The 25,221-nt window shown below is 68.7% G+C and carries 19 protein-coding genes and 1 riboswitch; of the genes, 11 read left to right on the top strand and 8 right to left on the bottom strand.

Features of this window, described 5'->3' with window-relative positions; all coding sequences use genetic code 11:
* Window positions 1-120 precede the first annotated feature (120 nt).
* The 4 genes from QSJ95_RS17830 (at window position 121) to QSJ95_RS17815 (ending at window position 5,763) form a co-directional block, all read left to right on the top strand.
* Complete coding sequence (locus tag QSJ95_RS17830; RefSeq protein WP_285644241.1) at window positions 121-1,536, top strand: PIG-L deacetylase family protein; 1,416 nt, start codon at window positions 121-123, stop codon at window positions 1,534-1,536.
* A 75-nt stretch (window positions 1,537-1,611) separates the two neighbouring features.
* A complete protein-coding gene (hldE, locus tag QSJ95_RS17825) occupies window positions 1,612-3,036 on the top strand; it encodes a bifunctional D-glycero-beta-D-manno-heptose-7-phosphate kinase/D-glycero-beta-D-manno-heptose 1-phosphate adenylyltransferase HldE (protein ID WP_267853550.1) in 1,425 nt (474 codons plus the stop codon).
* A gap of 223 nt (window positions 3,037-3,259) precedes the next feature.
* Complete coding sequence (locus tag QSJ95_RS17820; protein WP_285644235.1) at window positions 3,260-4,543, top strand: acyl-CoA dehydrogenase family protein; 1,284 nt, start codon at window positions 3,260-3,262, stop codon at window positions 4,541-4,543.
* 11 nt (window positions 4,544-4,554) lie between these two features.
* Window positions 4,555-5,763, top strand: a complete 1,209-nt coding sequence (locus QSJ95_RS17815) for an acyl-CoA dehydrogenase family protein (RefSeq protein ID WP_074983427.1) — start codon at window positions 4,555-4,557, stop codon at window positions 5,761-5,763.
* A gap of 178 nt (window positions 5,764-5,941) precedes the next feature.
* Here the strand turns inward: QSJ95_RS17815 and QSJ95_RS17810 are convergent, their stop codons facing one another.
* The 4 genes from QSJ95_RS17810 to QSJ95_RS17795 form a co-directional block, all read right to left on the bottom strand.
* Complete coding sequence (locus QSJ95_RS17810; RefSeq protein ID WP_285644229.1) at window positions 5,942-6,853, bottom strand: metal ABC transporter ATPase; 912 nt, start codon at window positions 6,851-6,853, stop codon at window positions 5,942-5,944.
* Between the two features lie 308 nt (window positions 6,854-7,161).
* Window positions 7,162-7,965, bottom strand: a complete 804-nt coding sequence (locus QSJ95_RS17805; protein ID WP_285644227.1) for an aldo/keto reductase — start codon at window positions 7,963-7,965, stop codon at window positions 7,162-7,164.
* The gene (locus QSJ95_RS17800) at window positions 7,962-9,137 is read right to left on the bottom strand and encodes an NAD(P)/FAD-dependent oxidoreductase (RefSeq protein ID WP_058488178.1); all 1,176 of its coding nucleotides are present in this window, start codon (window positions 9,135-9,137) and stop codon (window positions 7,962-7,964) included. Before QSJ95_RS17800 ends, QSJ95_RS17805 begins: the two co-directional genes overlap by 4 nt.
* Window positions 9,138-9,192: 55 nt before the next feature.
* Window positions 9,193-9,525 (bottom strand): DMT family transporter, encoded by a 333-nt coding sequence (locus QSJ95_RS17795; RefSeq protein WP_009613544.1) that lies wholly within the window; start codon window positions 9,523-9,525, stop codon window positions 9,193-9,195.
* 112 nt (window positions 9,526-9,637) lie between these two features.
* Between QSJ95_RS17795 and QSJ95_RS17790 the strand changes: the two genes are divergently transcribed.
* Together QSJ95_RS17790 and waaA are read left to right on the top strand one after the other, a co-directional pair.
* Window positions 9,638-10,516, top strand: coding sequence for a LysR family transcriptional regulator (locus tag QSJ95_RS17790; RefSeq protein WP_061562974.1), 879 nt, complete (start codon window positions 9,638-9,640; stop codon window positions 10,514-10,516).
* 188 nt (window positions 10,517-10,704) lie between these two features.
* Window positions 10,705-11,973 carry a lipid IV(A) 3-deoxy-D-manno-octulosonic acid transferase gene (gene waaA, locus QSJ95_RS17785; RefSeq protein ID WP_285644223.1) on the top strand — a complete coding sequence of 423 codons (1,269 nt, stop codon included), beginning with the start codon at window positions 10,705-10,707 and terminating at the stop codon, window positions 11,971-11,973.
* Window positions 11,974-12,299: 326 nt separating this feature from the next.
* Here the strand turns inward: waaA and QSJ95_RS17780 are convergent, their stop codons facing one another.
* The 3 genes from QSJ95_RS17780 to QSJ95_RS17770 form a co-directional block, all read right to left on the bottom strand.
* Entirely contained in the window at window positions 12,300-12,893 is a 594-nt protein-coding gene (locus QSJ95_RS17780; protein WP_009613541.1) for a helix-turn-helix domain-containing protein, read from the bottom strand.
* Between the two features lie 201 nt (window positions 12,894-13,094).
* Window positions 13,095-15,047, bottom strand: a complete 1,953-nt coding sequence (locus QSJ95_RS17775; RefSeq protein WP_285644221.1) for an oxidoreductase — start codon at window positions 15,045-15,047, stop codon at window positions 13,095-13,097.
* 34 nt (window positions 15,048-15,081) lie between these two features.
* Entirely contained in the window at window positions 15,082-15,432 is a 351-nt protein-coding gene (locus QSJ95_RS17770) for a EutQ-related cupin domain-containing protein (protein ID WP_009613539.1), read from the bottom strand.
* A gap of 340 nt (window positions 15,433-15,772) precedes the next feature.
* Between QSJ95_RS17770 and QSJ95_RS17765 the strand changes: the two genes are divergently transcribed.
* Both QSJ95_RS17765 and QSJ95_RS17760 read left to right on the top strand, forming a co-directional pair.
* Entirely contained in the window at window positions 15,773-16,816 is a 1,044-nt protein-coding gene (locus QSJ95_RS17765; RefSeq protein WP_285644216.1) for an ABC transporter substrate-binding protein, read from the top strand.
* A gap of 111 nt (window positions 16,817-16,927) precedes the next feature.
* Complete coding sequence (locus QSJ95_RS17760) at window positions 16,928-17,713, top strand: class II aldolase/adducin family protein (protein WP_061562970.1); 786 nt, start codon at window positions 16,928-16,930, stop codon at window positions 17,711-17,713.
* A 1,124-nt stretch (window positions 17,714-18,837) separates the two neighbouring features.
* On the opposite strand, the gene QSJ95_RS17755 is transcribed toward QSJ95_RS17760, so the two are convergent.
* The gene (locus tag QSJ95_RS17755; RefSeq protein ID WP_043268550.1) at window positions 18,838-20,298 is read right to left on the bottom strand and encodes a TolC family outer membrane protein; all 1,461 of its coding nucleotides are present in this window, start codon (window positions 20,296-20,298) and stop codon (window positions 18,838-18,840) included.
* 182 nt (window positions 20,299-20,480) lie between these two features.
* A riboswitch (TPP riboswitch) is annotated at window positions 20,481-20,588 on the top strand.
* A gap of 112 nt (window positions 20,589-20,700) precedes the next feature.
* Between QSJ95_RS17755 and thiC the strand changes: the two genes are divergently transcribed.
* The 3 genes from thiC to QSJ95_RS17740 all read left to right on the top strand — a co-directional run.
* Window positions 20,701-22,581 (top strand): phosphomethylpyrimidine synthase ThiC, encoded by a 1,881-nt coding sequence (gene thiC, locus QSJ95_RS17750; protein WP_285644180.1) that lies wholly within the window; start codon window positions 20,701-20,703, stop codon window positions 22,579-22,581.
* Between the two features lie 129 nt (window positions 22,582-22,710).
* On the top strand, window positions 22,711-23,988 hold the full coding sequence (cytX, locus tag QSJ95_RS17745; RefSeq protein WP_285644178.1) for a putative hydroxymethylpyrimidine transporter CytX: 1,278 nt from the start codon (window positions 22,711-22,713) through the stop codon (window positions 23,986-23,988).
* A 548-nt stretch (window positions 23,989-24,536) separates the two neighbouring features.
* The coding region (locus QSJ95_RS17740) for an IS110 family RNA-guided transposase (RefSeq protein ID WP_285644410.1) at window positions 24,537-25,221 on the top strand (685 nt) is incomplete at its 3' end.

Here is a 25,221-nt window from a genome sequence, read left to right as displayed (position 1 = left end):
AAATGCTCTTCGTAGGCGCGAGCTTGCTCGCGAACAGATTCCGCAGCGGACTCATTCGCGAGCAAGCTCGCTCCTACACCTACCGTTGCCTTCCGTAGAAGCAGACTCCGGAGAACTCCCATGAGCGCCCGCAAGCAGCAACTGCTCAAGGCCCACCGCCGCAAGAAGCGCCTGGTGCTGCTGGTCGCGCTGCTGGCGCTGGTCGCCCTCGGCGTGTTCGCCCCCTGGTGGAGCGTGCCCCTGGCCGTGCTGCTGGGCTGGGTGGCCCACGAGGCCTGGTTCGCCGACCACCTGTTCTACTCGCCGCGCGACGACTACCGCTACGACTTCCCGGAAGGTCAGCTGAGCCTGCCGGCCTCCCTCGGCCCGCATGGCCTGCACGTCGCCACCGATGCGCTGCCCGAGGGCTACGAGACACTGCTGTTGCAGATCCGCGTCAAGGCCAACTGGCTGGGGCGCTGGCTCGACCCGCAGGTGCTGATCGAAGGCGCCGATGGCATCGACCGCCAGGACTTCGAGCGCGGCGTGAACGGCGTGCGCTACCTCAACCTGTCCGGCCAGGGCGCGGCCCTGCGCGGCGGGCACCTGCGCATCCGCGGCCGCCACTGCCGCCTGGACAGCCAAGGCACCCTGCACGCCTTCCACAACCCGGACTACGCCGAGCGCCGGCTGATGGTCATCGCGCCCCACGCCGACGACGCCGAACTGGCCGCCTTCGGCCTGTACAGCCGCGCCGCCGAGGCCAGCATCGTCACCCTCACCCAGGGCGAGATCGAGGCCGAGCACTACCAGCGCCTGGGCCTGGACCAGGCCGCCGCGGCACGCCTGAAGGGCCGCCTGCGTACCTGGGACAGCCTGGCCGTGCCGCTGTGGGGCGGGGTGCCGGCCAGCCGCTGCGTGCAACTGGGCTACTACTGCCTGCAACTGCCGGCGATGTGCGGCGAACCGGACAAGGGCTTCGGCTCGCGGGAGTCCGGCGAGAGCGACATCCGCGACCGGCGCCGGCACAACCCGCTGCAGTTGCCGGCCGACGCCGACGGCGTGCCCAGCTGGAACAACCTGGTGGCTGACCTCGCGGCGCTGCTGGAGCACTTCCGCCCCGAGGTGCTGGTCAGCCCGCACCCGCAGCTGGACCCCCACGCCGACCACGTGCACGCCACGCGGGCGCTGTGCGAGGCGATCGAGCGCAGCGCCTGGAAGCCGCAGACCCTGCTGTTCTACGCCAACCACCTGCACGACAACGACCGCTGGCCCATGGGCCCGGCCGAGGGTGGCGTGGCGCTGCCGCCGTGCATCGAGCCGCTGCCGGCCGACGCCCTGTGGAGCCCGACGCTGGACGCCGCCACGCGCCTCGACAAGGCCCAGGCCCTGGCCATGCAGCACGACCTGACCGTCCCGCTACCGGCCAAGAAACGCCTGCGCCGGCTGATCCAGCGGGCCCTGGCCGGGCGCCGCTGGCCGGCCTTCGGCGAGGACGAATTCTTCCGCAAGGCGGTGCGTCGCCACGAGCTGTTCTGGGTCCGTCCGCTGCGCTGAACGACCGGCGCCCGGCGCGAGGCCGGGCGAGCGGCTATGGTATTATCCGCGGCGATTTCGACCTGCGGAGTTCCCATGAAACTGACCATGCCCCGTTTCGATCAGGCCCCTGTGCTGGTGGTCGGCGACGTGATGCTCGACCGCTACTGGCACGGCGCGACCTCGCGCATCTCGCCCGAGGCTCCGGTGCCGGTGGTGCGGGTCGAGCAGCATGAGGACCGCCCCGGCGGCGCGGCCAACGTCGCGCTGAACCTGGCCGCCCTGGGCGCCCCGGCCTTCCTGGTCGGCGTCACCGGCGAGGACGAGGCCGCCGCCAGCCTGGCCGACAGCCTCGGCGCAGTGGGCGTGACCACCCGCTTCCAGCGCATCGCCGGGCAGCCGACCATCGTCAAGCTGCGTGTCATGAGCCGGCACCAACAGTTGTTGCGGGTGGACTTCGAGGAACCCTTCAGGACCGACGCCGAGGCCCTGGCCCGCGAGACCGAGGCGCTGCTGGACCAGGTCCGCGTGCTGGTGCTGTCGGACTACGGCAAGGGCGCGCTGAAGAACCACCAGGCGCTGATCCAGGCCGCGCGCCAGCGCAACATCCCGGTGCTGGCCGACCCCAAGGGCAAGGACTTCTCCATCTACCGCGGCGCCAGCCTGATCACCCCGAACCTCTCCGAATTCGAGGCCATCGTCGGCCGCTGCCAGGATGAAAACGAACTGGTGGCCAAGGGCCTGAAGCTGCTCGGCGACCTGGACCTGGGCGCCCTGCTGGTGACCCGCGGCGAGCACGGCATGACCCTGCTGCGCCCCGGCCACCCGGCGCTGCACCTGCCGGCCCGCGCCCGCGAGGTGTTCGACGTCACCGGCGCCGGCGACACCGTGATCTCCACCCTGGCCGGCGCCCTGGCCGCCGGCGAGGACCTGCCGCAGGCCGTGGCCCTGGCCAACCTGGCCGCCGGCATCGTGGTCGGCAAGCTCGGCACCGCGGCCATCAGCGCCCCCGAACTGCGCCGCGCGGTGCAGCGCGAGCAGGGCTCCGAGCGCGGCGTGCTGGGCCTGGAGCAACTGCTGCTGGCCATCGAGGACGCCCGCGCCCACGGCGAGAAAATCGTCTTCACCAACGGCTGCTTCGACATCCTCCACGCCGGCCACGTCAGCTACCTGGAACAGGCCCGCGCCCAGGGCGACCGGCTGATCGTGGCGGTCAACGACGACGCATCGGTGTGCCGCCTGAAAGGCCCGGGCCGGCCGATCAACAGCGTCGACCGGCGCATGGCGGTGCTCGCCGGCCTCGGCGCGGTGGACTGGGTGGTGAGCTTCAGCGAGGACACCCCCGAACGCCTGCTCGCCCAGGTGCGCCCGGACGTGCTGGTCAAGGGCGGCGACTACTCCGTCGACCAGGTGGTCGGCGCCGACATAGTCGCCGGCTACGGCGGCGAAGTGCGCGTGCTCGGCCTGGTGCCGAACAGCTCCACCACCGCCATCGTCGAAAAGATACGTCGTAAGAATTAGCTGGAAGCTGGAAGCTGGAAGCTGGAAGCTGAAAGCTGAAAGCTGAAAGCGAGAGCCGCACACTTCCAGCTTCTAGCTTCTAGCTTCTAGCTTCTAGCTTCTAGCTTCCAGCTTCCCACCCACTGACCGCCGTGCCAGCGCGTCCCGGCAAAGCGGTCATGGTCCCCCCGCCGCTTCCCGGCGCATGATCCCGGCATCCCATCCCCGCGTGGAGCGAGATGCCATGACCACCGACGTGCAGGGCCGTGCCCTGGCCGTGCTCAACCGGGTGGCCCAGGCCGACTGGCCGGACCGCCTGAAATTGCGCAAACCCTTCGAGAAACTGCTCTACACCGGCAGCCGCACCGGCTTCCGCATGGCCAGCCAGCGCGCTGCCAAGCAGCTCAAGACGCCGCGCAAGGTCGACCCGGACGGGCTCTTCGACCTGTCGCTGTCCGACGAACAGCAGATGCTGGTGGAGATGCTCGAAGGCTTCGCCGCCGAGGTGCTGCGCCCGGCCGCCCACGATGCCGACGCCAACGCCGGGGTGCCCGCCGAACTGCTCAACCAGGCCCTGGAACTGGGCCTGGCCTACTACGGCGTGAACGAAGTACACGGCGGCATGGCCGGTGAGCGCACCGTGCTGACCAACGCACTGATCGCCGAAGCCCTGGCCCGCGGTGACCTGAGCCTGGCCGCCGCGCTGCTGGTGCCGCTGTCTGCGGCCAACTGCATCCGCCGCTGGGCCAGCCCGCAGCAGCAGGCGCAGTGGCTGCCGGCGTTCGTCGGCGAGGATGGCCCGCCGCTGATCGGCATCGCCGTGGGCGAGCCGCAGCTGCTGGCCGACGCCGCGCAACTGAAGACCCAGGCGCGCAAGCGCGGCCGCCATTACCTGCTGTCCGGCGAGAAGTGCCTGGTGGTACGCGGCCTGGACGCCAGCCAGTTGCTGGTCGCCGCACAGACCGCCGACGGCCCGGCGCTGTTCCTGGTCGATGCCGCCGCCAGGGGCGTGGAACGCCGCCCCGAACCGGCCATGGGCCTGAAGGCCGCCGGCACCGCGCGCATCCGCCTGAAGAGCGTGAAGGTGGCCGCCGAACGGCGCCTGGCCGCGGAGAAATTCGACTACCAGGCCTTCCTCGACCTCAGCGGCCTGGCCTGGTGCGCCCTGGCCCTGGGCACCGCGCAGGCGGCGCTGGACTACGTGATTGGCTACTGCAACGAGCGCGAGGCCTTCGGCGAACCCATCAGCCACCGCCAGGGCGTGGCCTTCATGGTCGCCGACATCGCCATCGAACTGGACGCCATGCGCCTGATGACCTGGCGCGCCTGCGCCCTGGCCGAGCGCGGCCAGCCGTTCCACCGCGAGGCCTACCTGGCGCGCCTGCTCTGCGCCGAGAAGTCCATGAAGATCGGCACCGACGCCGTGCAACTGCTCGGCGGCCACGGCTTCACCAAGGAACACCCAGCCGAGCGCTGGTACCGCGACCTGCGCGCCGTGGCCGTGATGGCCGGCGGCCTGCACCTCTGAGGAGCGCCTGCATGTACCTGGAAACCCCGAAGAAATTCCGCGGCCTGGTCAACCAGGCGCACCAGGTGGCGGAAAACTACCTGCGGCCGATCTCGCGCAAATACGACAAGGCCGAGCACGCCTACCCCAAGGAGCTGGACCTGCTGGCCGCGCTGCTGGACGGCATGAACGCCGGCTCGCCGGACGCCGTGGGCGCCACCTCGGCCAGCAAGCGCAAGGGCGCGGCGGCGGAGGAGGGCGTGAAGAACGGCGGCAACCTCTCCGCCTGCCTGGGCGTGATGGAAATGTGCTGGGGCGACGTCGGCCTGCTGCTGGCCATGCCGCGCCAGGGCCTGGGCAACGCCGCCATCGCCGCGGTGGCCAACGACGAACAACTGAAACGCTTCGGTGGCACCTGGGCGGCCATGGCCATCACCGAACCGGGCTGCGGCTCGGACTCGGCGGCGATCCGCACCACGGCGAGCAAGGACGGCGACCACTACGTGCTCAACGGCGAGAAGATCTTCGTCACCTCCGGCGCCCGCGCCGACGCCGTGGTGGTCTGGGCCACCCTGGACCGTGGCCTGGGCCGCGCGGCGATCAAGTCCTTCGTGGTGGAGAAGGGCACCCCCGGCATGACCGTCACCCGCCTGGAGAAGAAACTCGGGATCAAGGCCTCGGACACCGCCTCCATCAGCTTCAGCGACTGCCGGGTGCCGGCAGCCAATCTGCTGGGCAATGCCGAGATCGACGTGCAGAAGGGCTTCGCCGGCGTAATGGAGACCTTCGACAACACCCGCCCGCTGGTGGCCGCCATGGCCGTGGGCGTGGCCAAGGCCTCGCTGGACCGCGCCCGCGAATTGCTGAAGAAGGCCGGGTGCCGTTTCGACTACGCCAAGCCGCTGCTCTCCGTCAGCCATGCCGAGGCGACCCTGTACCGCCTGGAGGCCGAATGGGAAGCGGCGCGCCTGCTGACGCTGAAGGCCGCGTGGATGGCCGACAACCGCCAGCCCAACTCCAAGGAGGCCTCCATCGCCAAGGCCAAGGCCGGGCGCGTGGCCAACGAGGTCACCCTGAAATGCGTGGAACTGGCCGGCGCCCTGGGTTACGGCGAGGACGAACTGCTGGAGAAGTGGGCGCGGGACTCGAAGATCCTCGACATCTTCGAAGGCACCCAGCAGATCCAGCTGCTGATCGTGGCGCGCAGGCTGTTGGGCAAGACCTCCAGCCAATTGAAGTGATCATTCACATGTAGGAGCGCGCCCTGCGCGCGATTCGCAGGCAGGGCCTGCTCCTACAGGGCACGCGTAGTGCTTTTCGTAGGATGGGTTGAGCTTGCGAAACCCATGCGGTCATCGGTGATGGGTATCGCTTCGCTCAACCCATCCTACGGGAGACCGGAGGGCGTAGGAGCGGGGCTCAGGCCGTGCGCCGGCCCTTACCGGAATTGCCGTTGGCCGGCGGCAGGCTGTCGAGCCAGTCGCGGAAGCGGATGCGTTCGTCGCGCACCAGCCAGCCGTCCTGCTCGGCGAAGCTTTCCGAGAGCCAGATGCCGCGGGTCGCGGCCTTCACCAGTTCGCCCTTGCGCAGGGTGAAGAGCGCGTCGGTGGGCTGGCCGTGTTCCAGCGGCAGCAGGTACAGGTCCGGGCGGCGGCGGTCCAGGCGGGCCACCAGGGGGCCGCTTTCCAGGCGCTCGTCGACGTGGAACAGGCTGACGTCGCGCACGTCCTTGGGCAGTTCCATGCGCAGGTCGTAGACCAGCTGCAGCGAGGCGGTGGGCAGGTGCACGTAGGCCTGCGGGCGCTCGAGTAGACGCAGGGCGCCGGCCTGCACCGGGCGCGCGGCGCCGGACAGCGGCGTCAGCGAGAAGTGGCTGGCCTCGCGGTAGCGCAGGGCGCCCTGGTAGGGCGTCGGCAGCCAGGTGTCGCCGAAGCGCCCGCCCAGCCAGCCGTCGGCGGTTTCCACCAGGCATTCTTCGGCCACTTCCTGGATGGCGGTGAGCAGCGGCAGGTTCAGTTCATGGGACGGCACGTAGCCGGAAATCAGCTTGAGCACGGTGTCGCCGCGGTCGGCGCGCTGCTGGCGCACCAGCACCCAGTAGTCGCGGCCCTGCCAGTTGAGCGTCAGGCGCACCGACACGCCCAGGTTGGCCAGCTCGGCGGTGAAGCGCTGGGCATCGGCCACCTCGACCGGGCGGCGGCGCCCCAGGACCTGGGAGAAATTCAGCGGCAGGCCAAGGCCCTGGTAGACCAGGCTGTCGGGGGTGGCCTCGACCAGCAACGGCAGGGTCTTGAAGGCGGTCGGGTCCTTGCGGGCGAGCGTACGGGGCATGGGCGGTCCTCGTCGTACAGGGCGCATCGGGCCGCCTTCAGGGGTGGGCGGCCTGGCCGATCGTTCCGGGTTGCCAGTGGCTAGGGCGTTGACGGCGAACTTCGAAAACCCTCGATTATTTCGAGGTTAGCCCTGAAAGGCGCTTTGTTTTCGGATGTTTTTCCTGTCAGCGAGCTTTTGGCGGCAATTTTACGTGCCGCGGTTTTTCACCGCGGAGTCTGAGCATGGCACAGGAATGCGCCCTTTGTGTCAACCTTGGGTGACTGCCGATCAACGGTCGTGGCGCCGCCGGATTCGGCCGCCAGGGCTCAGCCGCCGAGGACTTCGGCCGCCAGCGCGACGTTGTGCCGCAGGTGCTGCGGGTTGATGGTGCCGACGATGGCCGCGCCCACCCCGGGGTGGCCGAACACCAGCTCGAAGCTGGCGCGCACGGGGTCCTGGCCCTCGCCCAGGCAGGCATGGCCGCTGGCCAGGGCCTTCTTCACCAGGATGCCGCGGTGGTGCGCCAGGGCATGGTCGATCACCGCTTTCTCGGCCTGTTCGTTGAGGTTGTAGGTGACCATGGCGCAGTCGCCGCGCTGCAGCGCCAGCAGGCCGCCATCGACGGTCTTGCCGGAGAAGCCGAAGCCGCAGATCAGGCCTTCCTGCTTGAGCCGTTCGAGGCTCTCGTAGACCTCGGTGTGCTGCAGGACGTGCAGGTCGTTGCCGTCGGAATGCACCAGCACCAGGTCGATGTAGTCGGTCTCCAGGCGGCGCAGGCTGCGCTCCACCGACAGGCGGGTGTGGGCGGCGCTGAAGTCGAAGCGCGACTGGCCGTTTTCGAATTCCTCGCCGGTCTTGCTGACGATCACCCAGTCCTGGCGCTGGCCGCGCAGCAGCGGGCCGAGGCGTTCCTCGCTGCGGCCGTAGGCCGGCGCGGTGTCGATCAGGTTGATGCCCAGCTCGCGGGCCAGCGCCAGCAGGTCGGCGGCCTCGCGGTCGTCGGGGATGCGGAAGCCGCTGGGGTACTTCACGCCCTGGTCGCGGCCCAGCTTGACGGTGCCCAGGCCCAGCGGCGAGACGTTCAGGCCGGTGCGGCCCAGCGGACGGTGCAGTGCGTGCAGGCCGCTCATGGCAGCAGCTCCTCCCATACCGGGCGGGCCAGGGGCGGACGCGGCAGCTCCGGCAACGCCTGCCCGGCGGCGGGGCGGATGCCGTCGCGGTCCAGGGCCTCGAAGACGCGGTCGGCGAAATTCGGCGCCAACGCCAGCTTGGTCGGCCAGCCCACCAGCAGGCGGCCCTGGTCGGCGAGGAAGGCGCTGTCCGGGCGCAGCAGGCCGGATTGCGCCGGCTCGGCGCGGTCCACTCGCAGGGTGGCCCAGCGTGCGGCGGAGAGGTCGACCCAGGGCAGCAGCTTGCGCAGCTCGCGCTGGGCCTCGGCGATCTGCTCGGCTTCGCTGCGGGCCACGCCCTCGGCTTCGGCGATGTCGCCGCCCAGGTACCACACCCACTGGCCATCGGCGGCCGGATGGGTGGTCACAGTGACCCGCGGCTTGGGCCCGCCGCCGACGCAGTGGGCGTACAGCGGCTTCAGCGTCGGCGCCTTGAGCAGCACCATGTGTAGCGGGCGACGCTGCATGGCCGGCTGCTCCAGGCCGAGTTCGCGCAGCAGCGCCTCGTTGCCGGCGCCGGCGGCCAGCACCACGCGCTGGGCGCGGATATCGCGGCCGTCGACGCGCAGGCCGACCAGCTCGTCGCCTTCGCGCAGCGGCTCGATGCGCTCCCCGGCCAGCAGGCCGTCGCCGCCCAGCACCGCCAGGTGGGCGACCAGGCTGGGCACGTCCAGCACCAGTTCGGAGAGGCGGTAGGCCTTGCCCTTGAAGGCCTTGTCCTGCAACGCCGGCGGCAGTTCGTCGCCCTTCACCTGGGCGACGCGGCTGCGCACCGCCTTGCTGGCGAAGAAGCTGGTGAGGTTGCCGGCCAGGCCGCCCGGCGACCACAGGTAGTGGGCGTCGGAAAGCACGCGCACGCCACGCAGGTCCAGCTCGCCGTCGCCGGCCAGGCACTGGCGCCACAGCGAGGGCATGTCGGCGATGGCTTCCGAGGCGCCGGTCAGCGCGCCGTGCAGGGCGTACTTGGTGCCGCCGTGGATGATCCCCTGCGAGCGCATGCTCTGCACGCCGCCGAGCGCGGTGTTCTCCACCAGCACGGTGGAATAGCCGGCACGGCGCAGGCGGGCATTCAGCCAGAGGCCGGCGATGCCGCCGCCGACGACGAGGATGTCGGTGCTCAGGGGTTGGGTCATGGAAGGGCGCGCCTCGCGTGAAACGAAGCGCGCAGTATAACCGAGGGGCTGTGGCTCAGTGGCCGACGCTGCCGGAGAACAGCTGGATCACCACCACGCCGCTGACGATCAGGCCCATGCCCAGCAGCGCCGGGGCGTCGAGTTTCTGCTGGTAGAGCACCAGCGCGGCGACGCTGACCAGCACGATGCCCAGGCCGGCCCAGATGGCGTAGGCGATGCCCACCGGGATGCTGCGCACCACCAGGGTGAGCATCCAGAAGGAGATGGCGTAGCCGACGATCACCAGCAGCAGGGGCAGGGGCGTGGACAGGCCTTTCACCGACTTCAGCGAAGCGGTGGCGATGACTTCGGCGACGATGGCGATGGCGAGATAGAGATAGCCGGGCATGTTCAGTCCTCCCCAGGAGCGGCCGGGCGGGCGGCCGATGTTGCGAATAGCGGCATTCTAGTGTTCCCGGCGATGGGATAAAGTCATTACCTATCTGAAAGGGAGATAGGCTATGCAGTGGAACCTGGACCAGTTGCGACTCTTCGTCAGCGTCGCCGATCAATCTTCCTTCTCGGCGGCGGCGCGCCAGCTCCAGCGTGTGCAGTCGGCGGTCAGCTCGTCCATCGCGCTGCTGGAGAGCGACCTGGGCGTGAGCCTGTTCGACCGCAGCAGCGGCCGCCAGCCGGTGCTGACCCAGGAGGGCAGGGCGCTACTCGACGAGGCGCGCGAGGTGCTGCGCCAGTGCCAGCGCCTGGAAAGCCGGGCGATGGCCCTGGTGCGCGGCGAGGAGGCGCGCCTGCGCCTGGCCCAGGACGAGGCCATGCCCTACCAGCCGGTGCTTTCCGGCCTGCAGGCGCTGGCCCGGGCCTTCCCCACCCTGGAGGTGCAACTGGCCAGCGGCGCCCAGGGCGACGTGGCGCGCAAGCTGCTGGAGCGCCGCGCCGATCTCGGCCTGCTGTTCCACCACGAGGGCATGCCGGACGAACTGGAGCGCCAGCACCTGGGCACCATCGAGATGGTTACCGTGTGCGGCGCCGGCCACGCCCTGGCTGGCCTGGACTATGCCGACCGCCGCGAACTGGCGCGGCACCGCCAATTGCTGATGGCGCCGCAGGACAGCCACTACCCCGGCGGCGAGCAGATCAGCCCGCTGGTGTGGCGCGCCGACAGCTTCTACGCCATGGCCGAACTGCTGATGCGCGACCTCGGCTGGGCCTGGCTGCCGCGCCACGTGGCGCAGTACCCGGCCTACCAGCCGCTGCTGGTGGAGCTGGCCAGCGACTGGACGCCGCCGCCGCTGGTGGTGGAGCTGGTCTGGCGCCGCGACGAGCCCCTGGGCCCGGCGGCGCAGTGGCTGGGCGAATGCTTCGCCGAGCACCTGAAGGAATAGGAGGCACGACTGTAGGAGCAACTGTCTTGCCGGTAGCGCGAGGTGCTTTTCGTAGGATGGGTTGAGCTTGCGATACCCATCGGACCCTGGTGATGGGTATCGCTTCGCTCAACACCATCCTACGAAGAGCCTGTCGGCAAGCTGGGCGCCGCGCGAACCCCCGGCGTTATTTGCTACTCTCCGCCGCCATGAACCGGACTCTCTATACCCTGCTGTTCCACCTGGGCCTGCCGCTGGTCGCGCTGCGCCTGTTCCTGCGTTCGCGCAAGGCGCCGGCCTATGCCCGGCGCATCGGCGAGCGCTTTTCCTTCGGCCTGCCGGCCATGCAGCCGGGCGGTATCTGGGTGCACGCAGTATCGGTGGGCGAAAGCATCGCCGCAGCGCCCATGATCCGCGCCCTGCAGCAGCGTTATCCACAGCTGCCGATCACCGTCACCTGCATGACGCCGACCGGCTCCGAGCGCATCCGCGCGCTGTTCGGCGACAGCGTCCAGCACTGCTACCTGCCCTACGACCTGCCCTGGGCCGCGGCGCGCTTCCTCGACCGGGTGAAGCCGCGCCTGGCGGTGATCATGGAAACCGAGTTGTGGCCCAACCACATCCACCAGTGCGCCCGCCGCGGCATCCCGGTGGCGCTGGCCAATGCGCGCCTGTCCGAACGCTCGGCCCGCGGCTACGCGCGCTTCGAAGGGCTGACGCGGCCGATGCTCGGCGAGATGAGCTGGCTGGCGGTGCAGACCGAGGCCGAGGCCGAGCGCTTCCGCCGCCTGGGCGCGCGTCCGGAGTGCGTGAGCGTGACCGGTTCGATCAAGTTCGACCTGAGCATCGACGCCGAACTGCTCGCCCGCGCCACGGCCCTGCGCCACGACTGGCAGGCCGAGGGCCGGCCGGTGTGGATCGCCGCCAGCACCCATGCCGGGGAGGACGAGATCGTTCTCGCCGCCCACCGCAAGCTGCTGGAAACGCATCCGGACGCTTTGCTGATCCTGGTGCCGCGCCACCCGGAACGCTTCGACGGCATGTTCGAACTGTGCCGCCGCGAGGGCTTCGCCACGCTGCGCCGCTCCGGCGGCGAACCGGTGCAGGCCGCCACCCAGGTGCTGCTCGGCGACACCATGGGCGAACTGCTGTTCCTCTACGCCCTGGCCGACGTCGCCTTCGTCGGCGGCAGCCTGGTGCCCAACGGCGGGCACAACCTGCTGGAGCCGGCGGCGCTGGGCAAGCCGGTGCTGTCCGGGCCGCAGCTGTTCAACTTCCTCGAGATCGCCGCGCAACTGCGCGAGGTCGGCGCCCTGCGCGAGGTGCTGGACACGCCGACGCTGGCGGTGGCGGTGGGGCAGTTGTGGGATGAGCCAGCGGTGGCGCAGCGCATGGCTGAGGCTGGGTTGGGGGTGCTGAAGGCCAATCAGGGGGCGTTGCGGCGGCTGCTTGATGGGCTGGCTCGGCTGTTGGGCTGAGGGTCTTTGTAGGAGCGAGCTTGCTCGCGAACGGAGTTTCCCGGTCATGGCGGCGCATGAGATCACCACCGTCCCCTCTCCCCAGCCCTCGGCTGCGCGCCCCGCCCTGAAGGGAGAGAGGGCTTGTTCGTGCCGAGAGAGGGAATGGTTTCAATCGGAAATCACGGTGCTAGCCGGCTGACTCCAGAGCATCAAACCCTGCCCAACGGTCCCCTCTCCCTTCAGGGAGAGGGTTAGGGAGAGGGAGCGGAGTCCAGCCAAAGCACCGAAGCCACCGGTGAGCACGGTTCGCGAGCAAGCTCGCTCCTACACAATGAATGCGGCGGTCAAAACGTCGGCGGCGTAATTACCCAGAGCACCACCGCATCCACGTCCCCGGGGTTGCCGTAGCGGTGCGGCTCCTGGCTGGAGTAGCTGAAGCTGTCGCCTTCGTTGAGCAGGAAATACCGCTCGCCCACCCACAGCTCGAAGGTGCCGCTGAGCAGGTAGCCGGCTTCCTCGCCCTCGTGGCTGTAGCTCTGCTGGCTGTAGGTGCCGGGCGGGAAGCGCGAGTGGAGGATTTCCAGCTGGCGGGTGGGCTGCGGGCTGAGCAGTTCGTCGACGATGCCGTCCTCGTAGTGCACGCTGGTGCGCGCATTGCGCCGCACCACGTAGCCGGCGTCGGCCGGGTCGGCCTGCACCTCGCTGGCGAAGAACCACTGGATGGTCACGCCCAGGCTTCGGGCGATGTTGAACAGCGCCGGGATCGACGGGTAGGCCAGGTTGCGTTCCAGCTGGCTGATGTAGCCGGCGGTGAGCTTGCTCTGCTCGGCCAGCTCGGCCAGGGTCATGCCGCGCCGCTTGCGCAGGCCGCGAATGCGCGTGCCGAGGAACTGCGCTTCGGCGCTGGCGGGGGCTTGCTGCGGGGCTTTCGGGCTCATGCGGCGAGGGTCCTGGCGAGTCGGTCGTGGGGCATTCTAAACAATGCGCCGCGCCTGTGGGCCGCTGCACCTTGCTTGCCACGAATGCCGTTGCTGGACTTTGCGTGGGGCGGCTTCGGGTTCGGCTCCGAGCGCGCGGCGGCCAAGGTCAGGCCGCGGATAACCGCGAACGGTTATTCGCCCTACGCCCGACCTAGCGGCTCAGATTGCCCAGGCTGCCTTGAGGCCTTCGTAGATCGCTTCTTCGGCCGTGCGCGGGGCCAGGCAGTCGCCGATGCGGCGGAACTCCACCAGGCCTTCCAGCTCGGCGGCCAGGTCGTCCACCGGCTGGTGGCCCTGGCACAGCACCAGGGTGTCGATGCCTTCGAAGATCATCGGTTCGCCGCTGGCGCTGTGCTGCAGGTAGACGCTGCTGTCGTCGCAGCCGTACAGCCGCGCGTAGGGGGTGATCTCGATGCCCAGGCGGTGCAGCTCGCCGGCCAGGTGGTCGCGCACGTAGAGTGGCAGGTTCTCGCCGGCGTGGGTGCCGTTCACCGCCAGGCGCACCTGGTGGCCGGCGCGCACCAGCTGTTCGGCGATGCCGGGGGCGATCCAGTCGCAGCGCCAGTCGGTGACCAGCACCGAGCGGCCGACCTGCACCTCGCCGCGCAGCACCTGCCAGGCGTCCACCACCTGCAGTTCGCCGCCGCGCTCGAAGGGCGGCCAGTAGGGCTTGGCGCCGGTGGCGACTATCACCAGGTCGGGCTTCTCGGCTTCCACCAGGGCGCGGTCGACGCGGGTGTTGCGCCGCACTTCCACGCCGGCCAGCTGCATTTCGCGCTGCAGGTTGGTGGAGGCTCCGCCGAATTCGGCGCGGCGCGGCAGCAGTTGCGCCAGGTTGACCTGGCCGCCGAGCTGCGCGCCGGCTTCGCAGAGAATCACCTCATGGCCACGCTGCGCCGCCACCGCCGCGGCCTTCATGCCCGCCGGGCCGCCGCCGGCCACCAGCACGCGCTTGCGTTGCGCGGCCGGTTCTATGCGCCCGTACTGCAGCTCGCGGCCGGTTTCCGGGTGCTGGATGCAGGAGATCGGGTAGCCGCGGTGGAAGTGGCCGATGCACGCCTGGTTGCAGGCGATGCAGGCGCGCACGTCCTCGACGTGGCCGGTCTCGGTCTTGTTCGGCATCTGCGGGTCGCAGATCAGCGCGCGGGTCATGCCGCACACGTCGGCCTGGCCGCGGGCGATGATCAGCTCGGCTTCCTGCGGCTGGTTGATGCGCCCGGTGACGAACAGCGGGATGTCCAGGCGCGCCTTGAAGGTCGCGGCGTTGCTGGCCAGGTAGGCGGCCTCGATGGCCATCGGCGGGACGATGTGGATGGCGCCGCCGAGGGAGGCGGAGGTGCCGGCGACTATGTGCACGTAGTCCAGTTCGCCCTGCAGAGACTGCACGGCCTGCAGCGATTCGTCCTCGGTCAGGCCCTCGGGGTCGCGTTCGTCGGCGGAGATGCGCAGGCCGACGATGAAGTCCTCGGCCGTGGCCGCGCGCACCGCGGCGATCACCTCGCGGGTGAAGCGCAGGCGGGCGTCGAGGTCGCCGTTGTAGCCGTCCGTGCGGCGGTTCACCCGCGGGTTGAGGAACTGCGCCGGCAGGTAGCCGTGGCTGGCCACCACTTCCACGCCGTCCAGCCCGGCCTGGTGCAGGCGCCTTGCGGCGGCGGCGTAGCCGGCGACTATCTCGTCGATCATGCGCTGGTCCAGCTCGCGCGGCATCACGCGGAAGCGCTCATTCGGCGAGGCCGAGGCGGAGTAGGCCACGGCCAGCAGACCGTCGCTGGACTCCATGATCTCGCGCCCGGGGTGGAAGATCTGCGACAGCACCAGGGTGCCCTCGGCATGGCAGGCCTCGGCGACGCGGCGGTAGCCGGGGATGCATTCGTCGTCGGTGGCCATCAGCACGTGGGAGGTGTAGCGGGCGCTGTCGTGCACCCCCGCCACCTGCATCACGATCAGCCCCACGCCGCCCTTGGCGCGGGCCTGGTGGTAGGCCACCAGTTGGTCGTTGACCAGGTTGTCGGTGGGCATCGAGGTGTCGTGCCCGGTGGACATGATGCGGTTCTTCAGGCGCTTGCCACGGATTTGCAGCGGGCTGAACAGGTGCGGGAAGGCATGGGTCACGGGCGTGGTCCTTTCTTGTTGTTCTGCGGGGGGCTCAGGCGTTGCGGGCCTGCCAGTCGACCGGGTATAGGGCGTAGAACACGCAGGCCTTTTCGCCCTCGTAGGCCAGCGGCGTGCGCTCCGGCACCCAGATCACGTCGCCCGGCGCGGCCTCGATGACGCGCTCGCCCAGGCGCAGGCGGAAGTGGCCTTCCAGCACCACGATCAGCTCGTCGTAGAGCACCGTCCACTCGATGGAGCAGCCGTCGAAGCGGGCCAGGCCGGCGCCCATGGTCTGGCTGTCGGCCGGGCCGATCAGGCGGCAGATGGCGGCGTTCTCCGGCGCCTGGCCGGCATAGGGCTGGAACTGCAGGGCGGACTTCTGGAAGTGGATGACGTCGGACACGGCGGGGCTCCTGGTGGGCGGATGGTCATCTAACGTATTTCCATGGAAATTTACCTTCAGTAAAAAATCAACTTGTTTTTTTAAAAGTGACTGGGTAGTTTCATTTCCACGCCCCGTCGCCGACGGGGCGTGCCCAGCGACGTACTCCACAACAACTACAAGAGGAGATGCGCATGAACCGTGCCCCACGGTGTCTACCCGCGCCGGCCGTTCCAGGCCGCGGCGCCCCTTCGCCTCTGACTGCCAGCCGCCTCCGTCCGCGAGTTGTTCCGGTACGCCCAACCCACCTCCGCCGTGCCACCGCGGTGGCCACGGTTCGCATCCACAGAGGGTCCGCTCGATGATTTCGCGCAAGAACGCTTTGCAACCCCTGCTGCTGCTCCTGGGACTCGGTCTCGGCAGCGCCCAGGCGCAGGATTCCATGGTCGTGGTCGGCTATGGCGGCGCCGGGCAGAAGGCCCAGGACGTGGCTTTCTTCCAGCCCTTCGCCAAGGCCAGCGGGGCACGCCTGACCCAGGCCGAGTACAACGGCGAGATGGCGCGCATCAAGGTGATGACCGATACCGGCCACGCCGACTGGGACGTAGTGCAGATCGAGGGCCCGGACCTGGCGCGCAACTGCGACCTGGGCATGTTCGTGCCGCTGGACTGGAAGCAGCTGGGCGGCGCCGACCAGTTGGTGCCCAACGCCGCCAAGGAATGCGGCTCGGCCGCGCTGGTGTGGGGCGTGGCCATCGCCTACGACGCCGACAAGCTGAAGACCGCGCCCAGCGGTTGGCAGGACTTCTGGGACCTGAAGAAATTCCCCGGCAAGCGCGGCCTGCGCAAGCGCGCGGTGTACAACCTGGAGTTCGCCCTGATGGCCGACGGCGTCGCCCCGGCGGACGTGTACAAGGTGCTCTCCACCAAGGCCGGCGTCGACCGCGCCTTCGCCAAGCTCGACCAGATAAAGCCATCGATCCAGTGGTGGGAGGCCGGCGCCCAGCCGCCGCAGTGGCTCGCCGCCGGCGACGTGGTGATGACCACCAGCTACACCGGGCGCATCGCCGACGCCCACAAGAGCGGGCGCAACCTCGACCTGGTCTGGCCGGGCGCGCTGTACGGCATGGACTACTGGGCGATCATCAAGGGCTCGCAGCACGTCGACCTGGCCAAGCGCTTCATCGCCTTCGCCAACCAGGCCGACGCCCAGGTCGAGTACGTGCACAACATCCCCTACGGCCCGACCAACAAGCAGGCCGCCGAACGCCTGCCGCAGGACCTGGCGCGCTGGGTGCCGACCGCGCCGGCGAACATCAAGGTGGGCCTGGCGATGGACGACGAGTTCTGGGCCGACCATGGCGAGGAGCTGGAAGAGCGCTTCAACGCCTGGGCGGCGCAATAGGTCAAGCTATAGGCTGCAAGCTGCAAGCTGCAAGCTGCAAGCAAGAGCGAAGAGCCCTGCACATGCTCTTCGCCTGTAGCCTGTCGTTCGAACAACAAGAGGAACCCCGGCATGACCATCCCGATGCCCTCCCGTGAAACCTGCTCCGCCGAAGAGTGGAAGCTGCGCGAGGAGTTGGCCGCCTGCTACCGGCTGATCGCCCATTTCCGCATGAGCGACCTGATCTTCACCCACATTTCCCTGCGCCTTCCGGGGCCGGAGCACCATTTCCTGATCAACCCCTACGGGCTGATGTTCGACGAGATCAGCGCCTCCAGCCTGGTGAAGATCGACCTGGCCGGCCACCCGGTGGCGCCGACGCGCTACAAGGTCAACCCGGCCGGCTTCGTCATCCACAGCGCCATCCACGCCGCCCGCGAGGACGCCCAGTGCGTGCTGCACACCCACACCCGCGCCGGCTGCGCGGTGGCGGCCCAGGCCGCGGGGCTGCTGCCGCTGAACCAGATGTCCATGGAGTTCTACGGGCGCCTGGGCTACCACGACTACGAGGGCATCGCGCTGTCGTTCGACGAGCAGCAGCGCCTGGTGCGCGACCTCGGCGACCACCTGGGGATGATCCTGCGCAACCACGGTCTGCTGACCGTGGGCGCGAGCGTGAAGCAGGCGTTCCTGCGCATGTACTACCTGGAGAAGGCCTGCGACATCCAGATCGCCGCCCAGGTCGGCGGCGAACTGGTGATCCCGCCGGACGCGGTGTGCCGGCGCACCGAGCGCCAGTTCAACGAACCGCATCAGCCGCAGGCCGAAGGCGAGCTGAGCGACCCGGACGGCATCGACCTGGCCTGGGAGGCGCTGCTGCGCATGCTGGAGCGCATTGCGCCGGGGTATCGCGACTGAGCGACCGGCCTTGTCTTGCCGGCCGCGCCGAGGTGCTTTTCGTAGGATGGGTTGAGCTTGCGAAACCCATGCGGCCGTGGTGATGGGTATCGCTTCGCTCAACCCATCCTACGACGGCGTTTCTCCTGTTCCTTGTAAGCGGGCCCTGCCCGCGATTTCGCGCGCAGGGCGCGCTCCTACAGGGGAATGGCGTGGGTGGGGCGGCGTAGGAGCGGGTCTCATCCGCGATCCGCGCCGGGACGTCCGGTTATCGCGGACAAGGTCCGCTCCTACGGGAGAGGAGGAATACCGTGCTGCCCCACAACCTGTAGGAGCGGGCCCTGCCCGCGATTTCGCGCGCAGGGCGCGCTCCTACATTGGAATGACGTGGGTGGGGCGGCGTAGGAGCGGATCTCATCCGCGAATCTCGCCGGAGGTTCCGGCGCGGATCGCGGACAAGGTCCGCTCCTACGGGGGAGGAGGAATACCGTGCTCCCCAGCAACCTGTAGGAGCGGGCCCTGCCCGCGAAATCGCGCGCAGGGCGCGCTCCTACATGGGAATGGCGTGGGTGGGGCGGCGTAAGCGGATCTCATCCGCGATCCGCGCCGGGACGTCCGGCTATCGCGGACAAGGTCCGCTCCTATGGGGAGAAACACCGTGCTTTCCGGCAACCTGTAGGAGCGGGCCCTGCCCGCGATTTCGCGCGCAGGGCGCGCTCTACATTGGAATGGCGTGGGTGGGGGCGGCGTAGGAGCGAATCTCATCCGCGATCCGCGCCGGGACATCCGGCTATCGCGGACAAGGTCCGCTCCTACGAGAGAGGAGGAATACCATGCTCCCCGGCAACCTGTAGGAGCGGGCCCTGCCCGCGATTCGCGCGCAGGGCGCGCTCCTACAGGGGAATGGCGTGGGTGGGGCGGCGTAGGAGCGGATCTCATCCGCGATCCGCGCCGGGGCGTCCGGCTATCGCGGACAAGGTCCGCTCTACGGGAGAGGAGGAATACCATGCTCCCCAGCAACCTGTAGGAGCGGGCCCTGCCCGCGAAATCGCGCGCAGGGCGCGCTCCTACATGGGAATGGCGTGGGTGGGGCGGCGTAGGAGCGGATCTCATCCGCGATCCGCGCCGGGACGTCCGGCTATCGTTCACTGCTGGGTTCGCGCCTTGCTGCTGCTTTCCAGCTGCTGCTCGGCGGCCTTGGCCAGGTCCGGGGGGAGGAAGTCCTTGTCCGGGTTGTAGTCGGCCTTGAGGTAGGTGCCCAGGGCCTGCAGGTCGGCCGGGCTGAGGGTGCCGGCGGTCTGCTTCAGGCGCAGGTTGTCGAGAATGTAGTCGTAGCGGCTGTTGTTGTAGTCGCGCACCGCGCTGTACAGCTGGCGCTGGGCGTCGAGCACGTCGACGATGTTGCGGGTGCCGACCTGGTAGCCGATCTCGGTGGCTTCCAGCGAGCTCTGGTTGGAGATGATCGCCTGGCGCCGCGCCTTCACCGTTTCCACGTCGGTGTTCACCGCGCGGTGCTGGTTGCGCGCGTCCTGCACCACCTGGCGGCGCTGGCTTTCGCGCAGCTGCTCGCTCTGGCTCAGGCGCTGGTACGACTCGCGCACCTGGGAGCTGGTCAGGCCGCCGCTGTAGATCGGGATGTTCAACTGCACGCCGACGCTGGTCTGGTCCACCCACTTGCCGTAGGTCGGGGCGGTGCCGGTGTTGGTGAAGCCCAGGGCGTCGTTGTCGCCCTTCTGGTACTGCACCACCGCATCCACGGTCGGCAGGTGCCCGGCCTTGCGCTGGCGCAGGGTTTCCTCGGCGGCAGTAACCGCGAAGTTGCTGGCCTGCAGGGCGATGTTCTGTTGCACCGAGGTATCCACCCAGGCCTTGGCGTCGTTCGGCGTCGGCACCACCACCGGCAGCGAGTGGAGGATGCCCTCGATGCCGCTGTACTCGCGGTTGGTCAGGGTCACCAGGGCCTGGAAGGCGTCTTCCACCGCCTGCTCGGCGACGATCCGGTTGGCCCGCGCGGTGTCGTAGCCGGCCTGGGATTCGAGCACGTCGGTCTTGTCCGACAGGCCGACGTCGAAGCGTTCGTTGGACTGGTCGAGCTGGCGCTTGAAGGCCGCTTCCTCGGCCTTGCTGGCGGCCAGGTTGTCCTGGGCGCGGAGCACGCCGAAGTAGGTCTCGGCGGTCTGCAGGATCAGCCGCTGCTGGGTCGCGGAGAATTCCAGCTGGGCCTGTTCGCTGATGTTTTCCGCGGCCTTGAGCTGGAACCAGCGGTCGGCGCGGAACAGCGGCTGGCTGAGGCTGGCCTGGACCAGCTGGCTGCTGCGGTTGAGGGTCACGTCCGGGGTGTCCAGCGAGGTGCGGCTGGTGCCCAGGCTGCCGCCGGCGTTGATCTGCGGCAGCAGGCCGGAGCGCGCCTGGGGCACGACTTCCTTGCGCGCCAGGTAGTCGGCCTGGGCGGCGGCGAGGTCGGCGTTGTTGTCTACGGCATCCTTGTAGACGCTGATCAGGTCGGTCTTGGTCGGCAGCGGAGCGACGCTCGACGTGGGCTGTGCTGCCCAGACGAAACCTGTGGAGGCGGCCACGGCGACAGCCAGGGAGAGTCTGCGCAGCATTCGTTCGTCCTAGAAAGTGTGCGGGTGGGGCAAGGCTACGGTCGCCCCGATTGGCGGTCAAGGCGCCATCTTCGGGCAATTCGTTGCAGCATTGTAGTTGCCGGGGCGTGACCGCGAAGTCGCATCCGATACTTTCGGCCCGGCGGCATTGGCCAAGCGCCGAACTCTTGTTTAGACTGCGGACGTTCTTGTCGGGGTGCCCCATTGCGAGGGGCTGAGATCGGATAGTTCCGGATCCCGTTGAACCTGATCGGGTTAGCACCCGCGTAGGGAACAAGAAGTCCGCGTCCCCAGTGCCTTTCCGGCCGGCCCCAGCCCTCCCCGGACGCGTCCTTTCTCCGCAGTGCCTTGCGGCTCCCGCGTCACCCAGGTTCTCCCGACAATCAACCCAGGAGAGCCAGGATGAGCACCCAGAAGAACAACGTAACCCGCCTTGAACAGCTCGATCGCCAGTCGGCGCAGCCCTTCCCCAATTCGCGCAAGGTCTACCTGACCGGCTCGCGCCCGGACATCCGCGTGCCGGTGCGGGAAATTTCCCTGGCCGATACCCCCACCGCCTTCGGCGGCGAGAAGAACGCCCCGGTGTTCGTCTACGACACCTCCGGCCCCTACACCGACCCCGAAGTGCGCATCGACCTGCGCAAGGGCCTGCCCGATGTGCGCTCGCGCTGGATCGACGAGCGCGGCGACACCGAGATCCTCCCCGGCCTGACCTCCGACTTCGGCCAGGCCCGCCTGGCCGACGCCAGCCTCGACGCCTTGCGCTTCGCCCATGTGCGCACCCCGCGCCGGGCCAAGGCCGGGAAGAACGTCACGCAGATGCACTACGCGCGCCAGGGCATCATCACCCCGGAGATGGAATACATCGCCATCCGCGAGAACCTGAAGCTGCAGGAAGCCCGCGCCGCCGGCCTGCTCAAGGACCAGCACCCGGGGCAAAGCTTCGGCGCCAGCATCCCGCAGGAGATCACCGCCGAGTTCGTCCGCGAGGAGATCGCCCGCGGCCGAGCCATCATCCCGGCGAACATCAACCACACCGAACTCGAACCGATGATCATCGGCCGCAACTTCCTGGTGAAGATCAACGGCAACATCGGCAACAGCGCCCTGGGCTCGTCGATCGAGGAAGAGGTGGAGAAGCTCACCTGGGGCATCCGCTGGGGCGCCGATACGGTGATGGACCTGTCCACCGGCAAGCACATCCACGAGACCCGCGAGTGGATCCTGCGCAACAGCCCGGTGCCGATCGGCACGGTGCCCATCTACCAGGCGCTGGAGAAGGTCGGCGGCATCGCCGAGGACCTGAACTGGGAAATCTTCCGCGACACCCTGATCGAACAGGCCGAGCAGGGCGTGGACTACTTCACCATCCACGCCGGCGTGCTGCTGCGCTACGTGCCGCTGACCGCCAAGCGCGTCACCGGCATCGTCTCCCGCGGCGGCTCGATCATGGCCAAGTGGTGCCTGGCGCACCACCAGGAGAACTTCCTCTATACGCATTTCGAAGACATCTGCGAAATCATGAAGGCCTACGACGTCAGCTTCTCGCTGGGCGACGGCCTGCGCCCGGGCTCGGTGGCCGACGCCAACGACGCCGCCCAGTTCGGCGAGTTGGAAACCCTCGGCGAGCTGACCAAGATCGCCTGGAAGCACGACGTGCAGGTGATGATCGAAGGCCCCGGCCACGTGCCCATGCAACTGATCAAGGAGAACATGGACAAGCAGCTGGAATGCTGCGACGAGGCGCCGTTCTACACCCTCGGCCCGCTGACCACCGACATCGCCCCAGGCTACGACCACATCACCTCGGGCATTGGCGCGGCGATGATCGGCTGGTTCGGCTGCGCCATGCTCTGCTACGTCACGCCCAAGGAGCACCTGGGCCTGCCGAACAAGGACGACGTGAAGACCGGCATCATCACTTACAAGATCGCCGCGCATGCTGCCGATCTCGCAAAAGGTCATCCGGGCGCGCAGATCCGCGACAACGCGCTGTCCAAGGCGCGCTTCGAGTTCCGCTGGGAAGACCAGTTCAACCTCGGCCTGGACCCGGACACCGCGCGCGCCTTCCACGACGAGACGCTGCCGAAGGACTCGGCCAAGGTGGCGCACTTCTGCTCCATGTGCGGGCCGAAGTTCTGCTCGATGAAGATCACCCAGGAAGTCCGCGACTACGCCAAGGAGAACGGCCTGACCGACGAGCAGAAGGCCATCGAGGCCGGCTTCCAGGAACAGGCCGCGCGCTTCAAGGACGAAGGCTCGGTGATCTACAAACAGGTCTGATCGCTACACCGCGGCACCTGTAGGAGCGAGCTTGCTCGCGAACAGCCCGGGTTCGGGGCCGGTTCGCGAGCAAGCCCGCTCCTACGAAAAGAAGACACATCCCAATAACCCCAGAGCCTTGCGCACATCGTGACCACCACCACTGCAACCAACTACTCACCGGCCATCGCCGTTGGCGCCGCCCAGCGCGTGCTCGGCCTGCGCGACCTGTTCTCCCTGTGGTTCTCCCTCGGCATCGGCCTGATGGTGCTGCAGACCGGCGCGCTGCTGGCGCCCGGCCTGGGTCTGGCCGGCTCGCTGCTGGCGATCTTCCTCGGCACCCTGGTCGGGGTGCTGCTGCTGGCCGCCGCCGGGGTGATCGGCAGCGACACCGGGCTGGCCGCCATGGCCTCGCTCAAGCTCAGCCTGGGCGGTCACGGCGCGGCGCTGCCGGCCGTGCTCAACCTGCTGCAACTGGTGGGCTGGGGCGCCTTCGAAGTGATCGTCATGCGCGACGCCGCCAGCCTGCTGGCCGCGCGCGCCTTCGGCGAGGGCAGCGCCTGGACCAGCCCGGCGCTGTGGACCCTGGTGTTCGGCGCCCTGGCCACCCTGCTGGCGGTCAGCGGGCCGTTGGCCTTCGTCCGCCGAGTGCTGCGCAAGTGGGGCATCTGGCTGCTGCTGGCGGCCTGCATCTGGCTGACCTGGGACCTGCTGCACCGCGCGGACCTGGCGGCCATCTGGGCCCGCGGCGGCGACGGCTCGCTGCCGCTGGCGGTGGGCTTTGACATCGCCATCGCCATGCCGCTGTCGTGGCTGCCGCTGATCGCCGATTACTCGCGCTTCGGCAAGCACGCCGGGCAGGTGTTCGGCGGCGCCGCGCTGGGCTTCTTCATCGGCTGCTTCTGGCTGATGGGCCTGGGCGTGGCCTACACCCTGGCGTTCGCCCAGGGCAGCGACGCCAACGCCCTGCTGCTGGCCCTGGCCGGCGCCGGCATGGGCATCCCGCTGCTGCTGATCCTGCTCGACGAGTCGGAGAAGGCCTTCGCCGACATCCACTCGGCGGCGGTTTCCAGCGGCATCCTGGTGCCGCTGAAGGTCGAGCACCTGGCGCTGATCATCGGCGTGTTCTGCACCCTGATCGCCTGGTTCGCGCCGCTTGCGCAGTACCAGAACTTCCTGCTGCTGATCGGCTCGGTGTTCGCCCCGCTGTTCGGCGTGGTGCTGGTCGACCACTTCCTGCTGCGCCGCCGCGCCGCCGCCGAAGTCCGCCCCGGCCTGCGCTGGGGCTCGCTGCTGGCCTGGGCCGGCGGCGTGGTCACCTATCACCTGCTGGCCAACTACGCCCCGGACCTGGGCGCCACCCTGCCGGCGCTGCTGGTGGCCGGTGTGCTGCAGCTTGCGCTGGGGCGTATCGGCGCGAAGGGCTGAGCGGCCTGGCGGAGTGCGGGAGAAACTCAAGCGTAGGATGGGTTGAGCGAAGCGATACCCATCACCATGGCAGCATGGGTTTCGCAAGCTCAACCCATCCTACGAAGAGCACTTCGGTGCAGCCTGTAAGACAGTTGTTCCTACAGGTCGATGCCGAACTTCCCGTCCATGCCGGACAGCCCCCTCTCCCGCTTGCGGGAGAGGGTTGGGGAGAGGGAACGGAGTCAGTCCGATGCACCGTTGCCGCCGGTGAACACCGTTCGCGGACAAGGTCCGCTCCTACCGCATGAGCGAGCATGGCTTTCGTAGGATGGTGTTGAGCGAAGCGATACCCATCACCGCAACCGCATGGGTTTCGCCAAGGCTCAACCCATCCTACGAAAGGCGTCTCGGCGCGGCCGGCAAGACAGTTGCTCCTACGGGCAGCGCCATGCCTCACGGTGATCCGTAATTGGATGGACTCACCCTCACCGAGGCGTCGAGGCGCCACGGTGGCGGTCTAAGAAGCCACCGACAGTGAGGGTGAGTCCATGAAAAAGCATACGACAATGAATAAGCCGGTGTCTGCAACCGATGTATCGGTGTGCACGACAGTCGCCGTGGATCTGGCGAAAAAGGTCTTCCAGGTGGCGGGGGAAGACGCCCAGGGTCAACTGGCGTACGAACAGCGAATCAAGTCGCGTGAAGCGTTTCAGGTGTTTCTGCAGAAGCTGCCGGAGGGCGTGACGATGCTGATGGAAACCGGCCCTGGAGCACAAGCCTGGGCTCGGCTGCTGCAGGCGCAGGGCAACCCGGTGCGTATCCTGCCGGCCCAGCGGGTGGCCGAGCACCGGAGCGGAGCGAAGAATGATCGCAATGATGCCCACGCCATTCTGCGGGCGGGACGGGATAGCAGTATCGCGTCGGTACCGGTGAAGAGCGTCGCGGCACTGGCGATGCAGGCCTGGCACCGTGTCCGGCGGGGCTATGTGCAGCGGCGCACCGCCATGGGTAATCAGATCCGCGGGCTGCTGCTGGAGCAGGGTATCGCCCTGGCGCAGGGGGATGTGGGCTTGAAGCAAGGTGTCACCCGGGTGCTGGAAGACGCTAGACAGCCGTTGCCGGCTCTGCTGCGCGAGCTGATCGACGAGATGCTGAACGAATGGAAACGGCTGGGCGAGCGTATCGCCGCGCTGACCGGGCGTCTGGAAGCCTGTGCCGCCGCCGACCCGACAGCCAAACGGCTGATGACGG

This window comes from Pseudomonas sp. NBRC 100443, from assembly GCF_030268185.1.
Classification (GTDB): Bacteria; Pseudomonadota; Gammaproteobacteria; order Pseudomonadales; family Pseudomonadaceae; genus Pseudomonas; species Pseudomonas citronellolis.
The sequence above is the reverse complement of the archived record's forward strand: the minus strand, read 5'-3'. Positions and strand labels throughout refer to the sequence as shown.